The sequence below is a fragment of the Escherichia sp. E14S1 genome, from assembly GCF_004211995.1.
Taxonomy (GTDB): domain Bacteria; phylum Pseudomonadota; class Gammaproteobacteria; order Enterobacterales; family Enterobacteriaceae; genus Escherichia.
Map to the genome: position 1 here is coordinate 143,948 of NZ_RHJQ01000003.1, position 12,769 is coordinate 156,716.

Sequence of the window (12,769 nt, forward strand, 5' to 3'; positions counted from 1 at the left end):
CGGTCGCCGATTTTCAATAACAAGGATTGTTATCATGAAAAAATTTATAGCCTTCTTGCTGGCCGGCATGGTCACGCCTGCGTGGGGGGGTGTCTATATCTACGGCACTCGTGTTATTTATCCAGAACAGAAAAAAGAGATTACCGTTCAGTTAATGAATGAAGGTAATCGTAGCGCCCTGGTTCAGTCATGGATTGATGATGGCGATACCAGCCTACCCCCAGAAAAAATTCATGTTCCGTTTGTGTTGACGCCACCGGTCGCTCACGTAAAAGGGGGGGAAGGGCAACAACTCAAAATCAAAAAATTGGCGAATACACTACCAAAAGATCGCGAAAGCCTGTTCTTCCTTAATGTGCTAGACATCCCACCTAATTGCCCCGAATTAGAAGATAAGAATGGCATAAAATTCGCCATGCAAAACCGTATTAAATTTATCTACCGTCCAGAGGGGCTTACTGGCGTGGATAAGAAAAGTTTTCGTCGTCTGAGCATTAAAAATGCCAATGGCGGTATTAATATCAAAAACAACTCCGCAAACTGGATAACTATTCCTGAGTTGACCGGGAATGCAAAAATAAACAAGGAAACGTTGTTACTAGCCCCCTGGTCAGATAAGACTATAACCACAGCCTCAGCCATCAATCAATATACAATTACACTTATTGATGATAATGGAAACTATTTGAGTGAAAAAGTAAAAACCGTCAAATAGATCAGGGATTGATTATGTCTAAACTTAATTCTATTACGCTGGCTATCCTGTCTGTGTTGGCAACTTCGTCTGCATGGGCGGAAGATGAAACATTTGACACCCATTTTATGATTGGCGGATTAAATGGGGAAAAAATTTCTGACTATCATATCGATAGTGATAAGCCGATGCCCGGTATCTATGATATGGATGTATACCTGAATAATCAGTGGCGCGGACATTATAATGTCGATATTAAAGATGATCCGGATGCAACATGTTTATCCAGGGAGCAGTTAAAGCAAATAGGTATCCTCACTGAAGGAATTAATATCGATAAAAGCGTAGAATGTGTACCACTTCGGGAAGCGGTACAGGGCGGCAGCGTTGACTATGATATTGGGCATTTTAACCTGAAGTTAAGTGTACCCCAAGCCTATGTCGTTGAGTATGAACGCGGATATGTCCCGCCTGAGGCATGGGATCGCGGGATTAACGCATTATATACGTCTTATTATGCCAGTCAGTATTACAGTAATTATAAGCACGGAGGAGATAATAAAAGTAGCTATTTAAATCTGAATAGTGGTTTGAATCTTCTGGGCTGGCAGTTGCATTCAAATGCCAATTATACGAAAAGTGACGAGAGCAGCGGTATATGGAAGAGTAACACGTTATATCTGGAGCGCGGAATTCCACAAATTCTTGGCACATTGCGTGCTGGTGAAATGTATACTGGCTCCGATGTTTTTGACTCCGTGCGTTTTCGCGGTGTACGCCTTTGGCGCGATATGCAGATGTTGCCGAACTCTAAACAGAATTTTACTCCTGTGGTACGAGGTGTTGCCCAAAGTAACGCGCTTGTCACTATCGAACAAAATGGCTTTGTGGTTTACCAGAAAGAGGTTCCGCCAGGTCCATTCGCCATTGATGATTTGCAACTTGCTGGTGGTGGTGCAGATCTGGAAGTTACCGTAAAAGAAGCTGACGGTTCGGTGTCGCGTTATCGTGTACCTTATTCATCTGTACCAAATATGTTGCAACCGGGCGTTTCGAAATATGAATTTGCTGCCGGACGTAGCCGTATTGAGGGCGCCAGCGATCAGTCAGATTTTATTCAGGGAAGCTATCAGTATGGCCTTAATAATTTGCTGACTCTCTATGCTGGCACGCAGCTGTCTGATAATTACTCATCGTTTGTTCTCGGCACGGGATGGAATACACCGATTGGTGCTGTATCGGTTGATTTTACCCATTCACATAGTGAGCAAGATAACGGTGATGTATTTAATGGTCAAAGTTATCAGATTGCCTGGAATAAATATCTCTCACAGAGTGGAACGCAATTTTCGCTGGCGGCCTGGCGTTATTCTTCTCGGGATTATCGTACTTTTAACGATCACGTATGGGCAAATAACAGGAAAAACTATAATCGAGAAGATGACTCAATTTATGATATCGCCGACTATTATCAGTACGATTTTGGTCGTAAGAACAGCTTTTCTGTAAATATAAACCAGTCATTACCGGAAAAGTGGGGGTATTTATCAGTCAGCGGTCAATGGCGGGATTATTGGGAACGTAGCGGGACAGGGAAAGATTATCAACTCAGCTATTCGAACTCCTGGGAACGCCTTAGTTATACCTTGTCTGTTAGCCAGACCTACGATGAAGATAACCACGAAGATAGACGCATTAACTTATATTTCTCAATTCCTTTCTCATGGGGTGATGGAATCACTGAAAAACGACGAGATTTATTTGTTTCTAACTCGACCACTTTTGATAAAGACGGCTATCGGTCGAATAACACCAGCCTCAGCGGTGTAGCGGGGAGCCGCGATCAGTTCAGCTACGGGGCTAACTTAAGCCATCAACACCAGGGCAGCGAAACAACAGCAGGTGGAAATCTGACCTGGCGTGCGCCATTGGCGACTATTGGTGGTAGCTATAGCGAGTCGAAAAGATATCAGCAGATTAGCGGTAATATTCAAGGCGGTTTAGTCGCGTGGTCAGACGGAGTGGCATTGGCTCCCAGACTTTCCGATACGTTTGCCATTGTCAAAGCGCCGGGACTGGAGGGGGCTGCGGTGCAGGGATATCGTTACCTGACCACGGATAGCAGAGGCTACGCTATTTATGACAACCTGACGCCGTATCGTGAAAATACGTTGATGTTGGATATTGCCGACAGTAAAAGCGATGTGGCGCTACTGGGTAACCGTAAAAACACCGTTCCTTATCGTGGTGCGGTAGTGATGACGCAGTTTGAGACTGATAAACGCAAGCCCTGGTATTTCATCTCCGAACGTCCTGATGGCTCTCCGTTGCCGTTTGGTTATGAGGTTGAAGATGAAAGCGGCAACAATGTGGGTTTAGTAGGACAGGGAAGTCGGATATTTATTCGCACCAATGATGTTCCCGCGTCGATTCGTGTCTCGGTTAATAAACAGCAGGAACAATTCTGCACTATTACCTTTGATAACGTTATTGATGAGAATAAAGTTTATATTTGTCGTTAAAGGATTTGTTTATGAAGAAATATTGGTTTTTGTTTTTACTGGCTTTGCCATTTTTGGGACAGGCTAAATGTACCTTGGGGCCTAATACAACAGCAAGCCAAACGATAGAACTAGATATGGCACAAGATACGGTAACGGCTGTGATTAATACAAACTTAGTGGATACGTTCACATGTAATGCAACAAGCGATAAAATGTATTATGCAACACCGTTAAAAGATTATATCGTTGAACTTAGAGAGTCGGATTCGGGTAAATCAATTTTTATGAAATTTAACCTTGAGAGTAGTGGTTTTCCTGTTTCTACTGGAACTGATTCCTTGGGTGCTTCTCCAAAAGAATATAACACTCAGGATGTTATAAATACCAAGCCATTCACTCTTAAGGCAGAATATGTTGCACCAACGAGTAAAGTAGACCATACAATAACCACCAATATCGACAAGATAACCATCCCGCGCCCCGCTATTAGCATACTAACAGATAACTCTTGCAATAATAATATCATATCATGGCTTTATTGTTGGTTTTCTGGGCGACTAAATAGTGATGTTTCTTATACTCAGAATATAGAATTTAGCATCAAACACAAACCTACAACCTGTAGTTTCTCGCAACCGACTTACGAAATAAGAATGCCAGAAACAACGATAAGTGAGATGCAATCTGCCAATAACACAAAATCAGGTTCTATAGATCTGGTTTTAAATTGTGACAGTGTTTATAACGTCACGACTAATCCAGTGACTTTTAAAGTTGCGCGCGGTGAATGGGATGATAGTGGAACCATTCTGAAAAACACATCGCTTAATGGTGCTAAAGGGGTTGGGTTCCAGATTTATAATGGCAACGCAACGACACCGTTAAAGATGGGCGATACTCTGATGAATAAACTAACTAAAATGGCGGCCATTGAGAATCAGTACACCTTCCCGATTACCGCGAAATATGTCCGCGTGAAGGAGGAAGCACTACAGCCTGGAGAAGTCCAAAGCAAAGCCATATTTGCCGTATCCTACGACTAGTGGGTATAGTAATCAGCCACTGATTTTCACGTACTTTCGAAGAGGAAGTACGTGTTTTTTATTTAAGGCGCATTAATGCGAAAAAAAAGCCCGTACTTTCGTACGAGCTCTTCTTAAAATATGGCGGTGAGGCGGGGATTGACTCGCTTCGCTCGCCCTGCGGGCAGCCCACTCACTGCGTTCGCGGTCTGTCCAACTGGCTGCCGCCAGTTGTCGAACCCGGGTCCGGGCTTCTCACCCCGCCAGGACGGGTCACATGCGAAAAAAAAGCCCGTACTTTCGTACGAGCTCTTCTCAGAATATGGCGGTGAGGCGGGGATTCGAACCCCGGATACGTTGCCGTATACACACTTTCCAGGCGTGCTCCTTCAGCCACTCGGACACCTCACCAAATTGTTTTGCTGCCTGACCTCATGGGTGGCAACGGGGCGCTACTATAGGGAGTTGGAGTAAAACGGTCAAGAAGAATTTATAGAGATTGATTCGTTTGGTTACGCAATGAACACGCAGTTTGCGTGACGGAGATTATGATCGTATGTGTTCTGTTCGATAGTTTATCAAAAGCTATGTATAAAATATGAGATTGAAGAAGTACCAAATCGACCCTTTTTTTAGGTTGAAATGTAACTCATTGATTTTGTTTATTTCTATTTTGAAGTCTGGAAAAAGGGTTTGAATCTACGACTGTGTAAGTTTTAACAGTAAATCAATCGGATAGTCTGCTATTATTCCAGTTCACTGCCGTACAGGCAGCTTAGAAAAATCTAGTCCATTTTTCCGGAAAATGCAACGTGTTCACTGCCGTACAGGCAGCTTAGAAACGGCACGCTGATAGCGAAAAAGGCCGACATATGTTCACTGCCGTACAGGCAGCTTAGAAATTGCGCGGCCGACCTTTCCCCCGCGTTCTCTGGTTCACTGCCGTACAGGCAGCTTAGAAACATACCCGGCAAGCATCAATTATTTCCTGACGGTTCACTGCCGTACAGGCAGCTTAGAAAGGATTATGGACTCTAAGGATGCACCGATCGACGTTCACTGCCGTACAGGCAGCTTAGAAAAAAAAAGTTTCCACTGGAAACCTGAGTGGAAAGTTCACTGCCGTACAGGCAGCTTAGAAATCATATGAAACCATTATTACGAAAATCACATCGTTCACTGCCGTACAGGCAGCTTAGAAACGGAAGCGCCTACGCGTGAGGCCAGGACCAACGTTCACTGCCGTACAGGCAGCTTAGAAACTTTATTGTGTCGTAGTAAAGTTGGGCCACTTGTTCAATGCCGTACGGGCAGCTTAGAAAAGCTATGCAAATACGCCCTTGATAGCTGAACAGTTCACTGCCGTACAGGCAGCTTAGAAAGATACATAACCTACATTGGCCTCGGAGGATTCGTTCACTGCCGTACAGGCAGTTTTCAAACACAACACTCCATCCTCCAATATTTATTCCCCGTAACTCCAAACGCAAAAAAGGCCGGTTAAACCGACCTTTTACTCGTTCTTTCTCTTCGCCCATCAGGCGGTAAAACAATCAGCGACTACGGAAGACAATGCGGCCTTTGCTCAGGTCGTACGGGGTCAGTTCAACAGTCACTTTGTCGCCCGTCAGGATGCGGATGTAGTTTTTGCGCATTTTACCGGAGATGTGTGCAGTAACCACGTGACCGTTTTCTAACTCTACGCGGAACATGGTATTAGGCAACGTTTCAAGAACGGTACCTTGCATTTCAATATTGTCTTCTTTGGCCATCTAATCCTCTGGGGTATCACTACCGTAATTTGAACCGGCAAGATAATGCCGAAGTTCTGTAAATAAGTAAAGATTTGTGCGCTAATTCGCAACAAACAGGTTTGGCACATAACTCCGAAAACACACGGCTAAGCCGCACTATAAGCGCAACGTATAAGGGAGCGGTGAGATAAACGGTGGGCGTTACCTGACGCGAAAAATTCCTTATCGGCAGCGGAGTAATGAGCATAACCAACTCTGCGACCGCAATTATAACACTCTGGGGAGAAATGTGCCGAAAACATTCATTCTTGTGGTGAAAACAATCGCCGTGGTACCCAGAAATTATTTGGTAACCGTTCGGGGCGCAGTTGATTGAGATAATTGAGGTAATCCCGGCGAGGAATTTCGCAGGCACCAAGCGAGGCCGTATGGTCATTTAATACCTGGCAGTCGATAAGCTTGCCGCCGTGGCGGATAAATTCGTCACAAAAAACCAGGAGCGCTGTTTTCGAGGCATTCTCCATGCGGCTGAACATCGACTCGCCACAAAACAGTGTTCCCTGCGCTACGCCGTACATGCCGCCGACAATTTCGCCTTCACGCCACACTTCTATGGAATGGGCATGGCCCAACTCATGAAGACGATGGTAGGCTTCGACGACGTCACGCGTAATCCAGGTCCCTTCTTCGCGATCGCTGGCGCAGCCTTCAATGACCTGACCAAACGCGTAATTCAGCGTGACGCGATAGGGAGAGCGCTTATGAAAACGTTTCATGCTGCGGCTGATATGCAGTGATTCTGGCCATAAAACCGCACGTGGATCAGGCGACCACCAGAGAATAGGATCGCCCGGAGAAAACCACGGGAAAATACCACGCTGATAAGCCATGAGCAGCCGCGCAGGGCTAAGATCGCCTCCCAGTGCCAGCAGACCGTTAGGCTCACGTAATGCGCCTTCCGGGGAAGGGAAGGCTATTGAATGGCGAGAAAGCTGAACCAGGCGCATGACTGCAAAACTCCACTACGCAAGTCGGATCGTTCAATAATAGCTTACAAACCCTGCTTAAACTGGTAATAACGCCCCTGTCTGGCAAGCAGTTCTGCATGGGTACCTTGTTCAATAATTTGCCCGTTGTCCATCACTATTATTTGCTGAAAATGTGAAAGTCCACGCAGCCGATGTGTAACCATCAATAGCGTTTTCTCACGCATCATTTCAGTCAGTAATTCGAGGATCTGACTTTCAGTCGTGGCATCTAAGCCTTCGGTTGGTTCATCCAGTAATACTAACGGCGCATCGTGCAATAGCGCACGGGCGATAGCCAGACGACGCAGTTCGCCGCCGGAAAGCTGACGTCCGCCTTCTCCCAACCAACTGTTGAGCCCTGTGTCTTCGAGTAGTTTCTCCAGACCGACGCGACGGAGAATTTCAGCAAGAGTCTCATCAGTAGCGCCAGGTGCGGCGAGTAACAGATTATCGCGCAGTGTGGCGCTAAACAGATGCACTCGCTGCGGCACAACGCTGATGGTCTGGCGCAATGTCGATTCATTCAGGTCAGAGATCGGGCTGCCGTTGAGCAAAATCCCACCCTGTTGCGGGTCCCATGCACGGGTTAGAAGTTGTAACAACGTTGATTTTCCGCATCCGGTTCGCCCGAGAATCGCAATATGTTCTCCGGCGTTTGCCTGAAGAGAAACCCCTTTGAGCGCTTGTTGGGATTGTTCCGGATAAGTGAACACAACATCCCGTAATGTCAGGGAAACCTGCTCAGGAACGGCGGACTGAGTATCCGGGAAGGTCACTTCTGGTTTTTGGTCAGTTAAGTCAGTGATACGCACGGCAGAAGCAATAACTTGCCCCAGATGCTGAAATGCACCTGTCACCGGAGCCAGGGCTTCGAATGCAGCCAATGCACAGAAGACAAACAGCGCAATTAACGCCCCCGGCTGGCTATTACCGCCAACGCCGCCGGAGGCCATCCATAGCATCAGAATCACCGCCAGCGCGCCAATCAACAGCATAATTGCCTGCGAGAGCGCAGTCAGTTCGGACTGACGACGCTGCGCTTCCAGCCACTGAATTTCGGTGTTCTCTAACTGCGTACGATAACGATCGCTGGCACCAAAAATGGTCAGTTCAGCTTGCCCTTGCAGCCAGGCGGTTAACTGTTGGCGATACTGACCGCGAAGATGGGTAAGATTTTGCCCGGTGCTTTTCCCCGCTCGATAAAACAGCGGCGGCATCAGGAAAAGCGTCAGCAACATAATGCCGCCCAGCGTGAAGGCGAGGGTGAAATCAAGAAAACTTAACCCGACAGTCACCACCATAATTACCACAAAAGCCCCTACCAGCGGTGAGATAACGCGCAAGTAAAGATGATCGAGAGTATCAACATCGGCGACGACGCGGTTGAGCAATTCGCCCTGGCGATAGCGGGCCAGCCCGGCAGGGGAGAGAGGCAACAGCTTGCTGAAGGTGTAAATGCGCAAATGCTGCAACACGCGGAAAGTCGCATCGTGACTCACCAGACGTTCAAAATAGCGCCCGGCGGTGCGGGTGATTGCCGCGCCACGTACACCTGCGGCAGGTAGCATGTAGTTAAAGCTGTACAGTCCTGCAACTCCCGCCACTGCCGAAGCGGAGAGGAACCAACCAGAAAGCGTCAACAAGCCGATACTGGCGAGCAGTGTGACAATTGCCAGCACAATACCAAGACTTAACATCCACTTATGACGCTTATATAGAGCCAGATAAGGAAGTAACGCGTGCATTTAAATCTCCTCCTGACGGTGGGCCAGCAACGTGGCGAATGGACCGTTAGCCACGCTTAAATCAGCGTAACAACCTTGCTCGATAATTTGGCCATCCTGCATCACCCAAATGACGTCCCAGTCAGCGAGATCTTCTAATTGGTGGGTGACCATCAGCGTTGTCTGGCGCTGCGAGGCTGCGTTTAGCGCCTGCATCACACGCTGCTCGCTGTGTGCATCGAGGCTGGCTGCAGGTTCATCCAGTAATAACAGTGAGCAGGGATGAAGTAATGCACGCGCTACGGCCACACGTTGTGCCTGACCTACGGAAAGGCGAGCTGCCTGATCGCCCACGGGAGTATCGATACCTTGCGGCAGGAGCGGCAGAAACTCACTGACCCAGGCGTTATCCAGGGCCGTTTGTAACTCTTGCTCGCTGGCATCCGGTCGTGCCAGCAGCACATTGTCTCGTACTGTTGCCGCGGGTAATTGCGGATTCTGGCCAACCCATGAGAGATGTTTTCGCCATGATTCCGGAGATAAATCCCGCAATTCAATGCCGTTGATTTGCAGCGAGCCTTGATAAGAGAGAAAACCGGAAAGCGCATTTAATAGTGAACTTTTCCCGGATCCGCTTCGTCCCACCAGTACCGCACGTTTGCCTGCAGGTAGTGTAAAGTTCAGCGGGCCAGCCAGTGTTTTACCTTCAGGCGATGTGATGAACAGATCTTTGGCTTCAATGGTCACTGGTTCGGTAGACGTTAACTCAACGTCACCACGCTGTGGATGGGCGAGCGGTGTTTCCATAAATGTTTTCAGGCTGTCAGCCGCGCCAACAGCCTGGGCTTTGGCATGATAAAACGTGCCGAGATCACGTAACGGCTGGAAAAACTCGGGGGCGAGGATCAACGCAAGGAAGCCCGCAGCCAACGTCACGCCCGTGCTGTAGTGGCCGAAATCCAGCTCACCAAGATAAGAGAAACCAAAGTACACCGCGACCAGGGCAATCGACAGCGAGGTAAAGAATTCAAGAATACCGGAGGATAAAAACGCCAGGCGTAATACTTCCATGGTCCGTTGGCGAAAATCTTCCGAAGCCGAACGGATACTTTCAATTTCAGCCTCGCCACGACCAAAAATACGCAGGGTTTCCATGCCGCGCAGACGATCGAGAAAATGCCCACTTAAGCGAGCAAGCGCGAGAAAGTTGCGTCGGTTAGCATCGGCAGCCCCCATCCCAACTAAAGCCATAAATAACGGAATTAACGGTGCAGTGCCAAGTAAAATAAGTGCCGCGGCCCAGTTAGAAGGGAAAATTGCGACGACAATCAGTAGTGGCACTGAGACTGCCAGCGCCATTTGCGGTAGGTAGCGAGCGTAGTAATCATGCATATCGTCAATTTGCTCAAGCACCAGCGTCGCCCAGCTCCCCGCCGGTTTGCCCTGAATCCAAGCCGGCCCCGCCTGCTGCAAACGGTCAAGAACCTGGCGGCGGATGGCAAAACGAATATGTTGCCCGGCGTGATAGCCCACCCGTTCGCGTAACCAGACCACCCATGCACGCAGCACAAAGGTCATCACCAGCAAGGTAAAGGGAAGCAGCAAGGCTTCTCGGGGGATGTTCTCCATAATCATATGTTGCAGAATTCGCGCCATAAACCAGGCCTGGGCAATTATTAATATGCCGCTCACAAAACCCAGCAGACGAGAAATATTCAGCCAACGTTGGGAGATGACGCTTTGCTGTTTTAACCAGCGGGTTAACTCTTTTTGACGGGATTTATTCATTGCACGCTTAGCAGGTGAGTTATCAGAATTATTTGCAGAGCAATGTTACAACGGGGAAAAAATAAAGGCGACCCATAGTCGCATGGTGTCGCCTTCTTTACTTTTGTTACTGATTTGTAAAATTATTTTGCGTCAGCTAAACCGTCGAGGTAGCGTTCCGCATCAAGTGCTGCCATGCAGCCTGTACCGGCAGAAGTAATGGCCTGGCGATAAATATGATCCATCACGTCACCTGCGGCAAAGACGCCCGGAATGCTGGTCTGGGTGGCATTACCATGAATACCCGACTGCACTTTGATGTAGCCGTTTTCCAGTTCCAGTTGTCCTTCAAAAATAGCCGTGTTCGGACTGTGACCGATAGCAACAAACAGACCAGCAACGTCGAGAGACTCGATATTATCGCTGTTTTGCGTATCGCGCAGACGAACGCCAGTGACGCCCATCTGATCGCCGATCACTTCTTCCAGCGTACGGTTGGTGTGCAGAATGATGTTGCCGTTCTCCACTTTGTCCATGAGACGCTTAATGAGGATTTTTTCCGCACGGAAACCATCGCGGCGGTGGATCAAATGTACTTCGGAAGCGATGTTAGACAGATACAGCGCCTCTTCAACTGCGGTATTGCCACCGCCGATGACCGCCACTTTCTGATTGCGATAGAAAAATCCATCGCAGGTTGCACAGGCAGAAACCCCACGGCCTTTAAAAGCCTCTTCAGAGGGCAGGCCGAGATAGCGTGCAGAAGCCCCGGTGGCAATAATCAGCGCATCGCAGGTATATTCGCCGTTATCGCCAGTCAGGCGGAACGGACGATTCTGCAAATCCACTTTATTGATGTGGTCAAAAATAATTTCAGTTTCAAACTTGGTAGCATGTTCATGCATGCGTTCCATGAGCAACGGGCCGGTCAGATCATTTGGATCTCCTGGCCAGTTTTCTACTTCAGTGGTCGTCGTCAGCTGGCCGCCTTTTTCCATGCCGGTAATCAGCACCGGTTGCAGGTTGGCGCGTGCCGCGTAGACAGCAGCGGTATATCCCGCCGGGCCTGAGCCCAGGATAAGCAGTTTACTGTGTTTGGTCGTGCCCATGAGATCCCCATAGTTGTTGGCAGACAATGGGCAGGATTGTAGGGAATTTACAGACGTAAAAAAAGAGTATGACGATTTTGTTAACGATATGTGCAATCGTCAAAAGCGATAATCGTGTCAAATTCTCCTGTCATTCTCCCGTCATTATCACGTCTGCTACTTAATTTTTCCGGTTTATAAGCCGATTAAATGATGATTAAACGTCACTGTTAATGAATAACTGGCATGTTGTACTAAAAAACGATGTTTTGCTTTGACAATCACCTGGTGTTTTGCGAAAACATTCGAGGAAGAAAAAAACAGTATTGTTATGTGCGCATAATCATGCATGTAAATACCATGTTTACCGTGCTAGTGAAATCTACGCATGGCGTGGACAGACGCCATTCGTGATGTCGATAGCTGCCTCAAGGCAACGGTCTTCTCACCGTAGACCCAGGCATTGCGAGCCGTGAATCTTAATGATTTCGGTCTATCGTGACAGGTAGCGACTCTGAACAGTGATGTCTTCAGGGTCAGACAGGAGTAGGGAAGGAATACAGAGAGACAATAATAATGGTAGATAGCAAGAAGCGCCCTGGCAAAGATCTCGACCGTATCGATCGTAACATTCTTAATGAGTTGCAAAAGGATGGGCGTATTTCTAACGTCGAGCTTTCTAAACGTGTGGGACTTTCCCCAACGCCGTGCCTTGAGCGTGTGCGTCGGCTGGAAAGACAAGGGTTTATTCAGGGCTATACGGCGCTGTTGAACCCGCATTATCTGGATGCATCACTTCTGGTATTCGTTGAGATTACTCTGAATCGTGGCGCTCCGGATGTGTTTGAACAATTCAATACTGCTGTGCAAAAACTTGAAGAAATTCAGGAGTGTCATTTAGTATCCGGTGATTTCGACTACCTGTTGAAAACACGCGTGCCGGATATGTCAGCTTATCGTAAGCTGCTAGGGGAAACCCTGCTGCGTCTGCCTGGCGTCAATGACACACGGACATACGTTGTTATGGAAGAAGTCAAGCAGAGTAATCGTCTGGTTATTAAGACGCGCTAACACGGAACAGGTGCAAAATAGGCGTATTTTGATTACACTCCTGTTAATCCATACAGCAACAGTACTGGGGTAACCTGGTGCTGTTGTCCGTTTTAGCATCGGGCAGGAAAAGCCTGT

At 47.8% G+C, this 12,769-nt stretch carries 9 protein-coding genes, 1 tRNA gene and 1 CRISPR repeat array; of the genes, 4 read left to right on the forward strand and 6 right to left on the reverse strand.

Annotated features, from left to right (window positions below; all coding sequences use genetic code 11):
* Window positions 1-34: 34 nt before the first annotated feature.
* Genes D9734_RS02960 through D9734_RS02970 form a run of 3 tightly spaced genes read left to right on the forward strand, consistent with a single transcriptional unit; the run spans window position 35 to window position 4,241 of the window.
* Window positions 35-715: a fimbrial assembly chaperone gene (locus D9734_RS02960; RefSeq protein WP_130205271.1), complete on the forward strand. Its 681-nt coding sequence runs from the start codon at window positions 35-37 to the stop codon at window positions 713-715.
* Window positions 716-729: 14 nt separating this feature from the next.
* Window positions 730-3,216 carry a fimbrial biogenesis outer membrane usher protein gene (locus D9734_RS02965; RefSeq protein WP_130205273.1) on the forward strand — a complete coding sequence of 829 codons (2,487 nt, stop codon included), beginning with the start codon at window positions 730-732 and terminating at the stop codon, window positions 3,214-3,216.
* 11 nt (window positions 3,217-3,227) lie between these two features.
* Window positions 3,228-4,241, forward strand: a complete 1,014-nt coding sequence (locus D9734_RS02970) for a fimbrial protein (protein ID WP_130205275.1) — start codon at window positions 3,228-3,230, stop codon at window positions 4,239-4,241.
* 302 nt (window positions 4,242-4,543) lie between these two features.
* Here the strand turns inward: D9734_RS02970 and D9734_RS02975 are convergent.
* From D9734_RS02975 to trxB, 6 genes are all read right to left on the reverse strand, one after another.
* Window positions 4,544-4,631, reverse strand: a tRNA-Ser gene (locus D9734_RS02975).
* Between the two features lie 343 nt (window positions 4,632-4,974).
* Window positions 4,975-5,662: a CRISPR direct-repeat array (repeat unit 28 nt; unit sequence GTTCACTGCCGTACAGGCAGCTTAGAAA).
* A 111-nt stretch (window positions 5,663-5,773) separates the two neighbouring features.
* Entirely contained in the window at window positions 5,774-5,992 is a 219-nt protein-coding gene (gene infA / locus D9734_RS02980) for a translation initiation factor IF-1 (protein ID WP_001040187.1), read from the reverse strand.
* 284 nt (window positions 5,993-6,276) lie between these two features.
* Window positions 6,277-6,981 carry a leucyl/phenylalanyl-tRNA--protein transferase gene (aat, locus tag D9734_RS02985; protein WP_130205277.1) on the reverse strand — a complete coding sequence of 235 codons (705 nt, stop codon included), beginning with the start codon at window positions 6,979-6,981 and terminating at the stop codon, window positions 6,277-6,279.
* A gap of 44 nt (window positions 6,982-7,025) precedes the next feature.
* Entirely contained in the window at window positions 7,026-8,747 is a 1,722-nt protein-coding gene (gene cydC, locus D9734_RS02990; RefSeq protein WP_130205279.1) for a cysteine/glutathione ABC transporter ATP-binding protein/permease CydC, read from the reverse strand.
* Entirely contained in the window at window positions 8,748-10,514 is a 1,767-nt protein-coding gene (cydD, locus tag D9734_RS02995; protein ID WP_130205281.1) for a cysteine/glutathione ABC transporter permease/ATP-binding protein CydD, read from the reverse strand. It lies immediately after the preceding gene.
* Window positions 10,515-10,636: 122 nt separating this feature from the next.
* Entirely contained in the window at window positions 10,637-11,602 is a 966-nt protein-coding gene (gene trxB / locus D9734_RS03000; protein WP_130205283.1) for a thioredoxin-disulfide reductase, read from the reverse strand.
* Window positions 11,603-12,157: 555 nt separating this feature from the next.
* Here trxB and lrp point away from each other — a divergent pair.
* Window positions 12,158-12,652 (forward strand): leucine-responsive transcriptional regulator Lrp, encoded by a 495-nt coding sequence (gene lrp / locus D9734_RS03005; RefSeq protein WP_000228473.1) that lies wholly within the window; start codon window positions 12,158-12,160, stop codon window positions 12,650-12,652.
* The last annotated feature ends 117 nt before the right edge of the window (window positions 12,653-12,769 follow it).

Coding starts and splice junctions, on each gene's coding strand:
- D9734_RS02960 (WP_130205271.1), top strand. CDS start 35: ATGAAAAAATTTATAGCCTTCTTGCTGGCCGGCATGGTCACGCCTGCG.
- D9734_RS02965 (WP_130205273.1), top strand. CDS start 730: ATGTCTAAACTTAATTCTATTACGCTGGCTATCCTGTCTGTGTTGGCA.
- D9734_RS02970 (WP_130205275.1), top strand. CDS start 3,228: ATGAAGAAATATTGGTTTTTGTTTTTACTGGCTTTGCCATTTTTGGGA.
- infA (WP_001040187.1), bottom strand. CDS start 5,992: ATGGCCAAAGAAGACAATATTGAAATGCAAGGTACCGTTCTTGAAACG.
- aat (WP_130205277.1), bottom strand. CDS start 6,981: ATGCGCCTGGTTCAGCTTTCTCGCCATTCAATAGCCTTCCCTTCCCCG.
- cydC (WP_130205279.1), bottom strand. CDS start 8,747: ATGCACGCGTTACTTCCTTATCTGGCTCTATATAAGCGTCATAAGTGG.
- cydD (WP_130205281.1), bottom strand. CDS start 10,514: ATGAATAAATCCCGTCAAAAAGAGTTAACCCGCTGGTTAAAACAGCAA.
- trxB (WP_130205283.1), bottom strand. CDS start 11,602: ATGGGCACGACCAAACACAGTAAACTGCTTATCCTGGGCTCAGGCCCG.
- lrp (WP_000228473.1), top strand. CDS start 12,158: ATGGTAGATAGCAAGAAGCGCCCTGGCAAAGATCTCGACCGTATCGAT.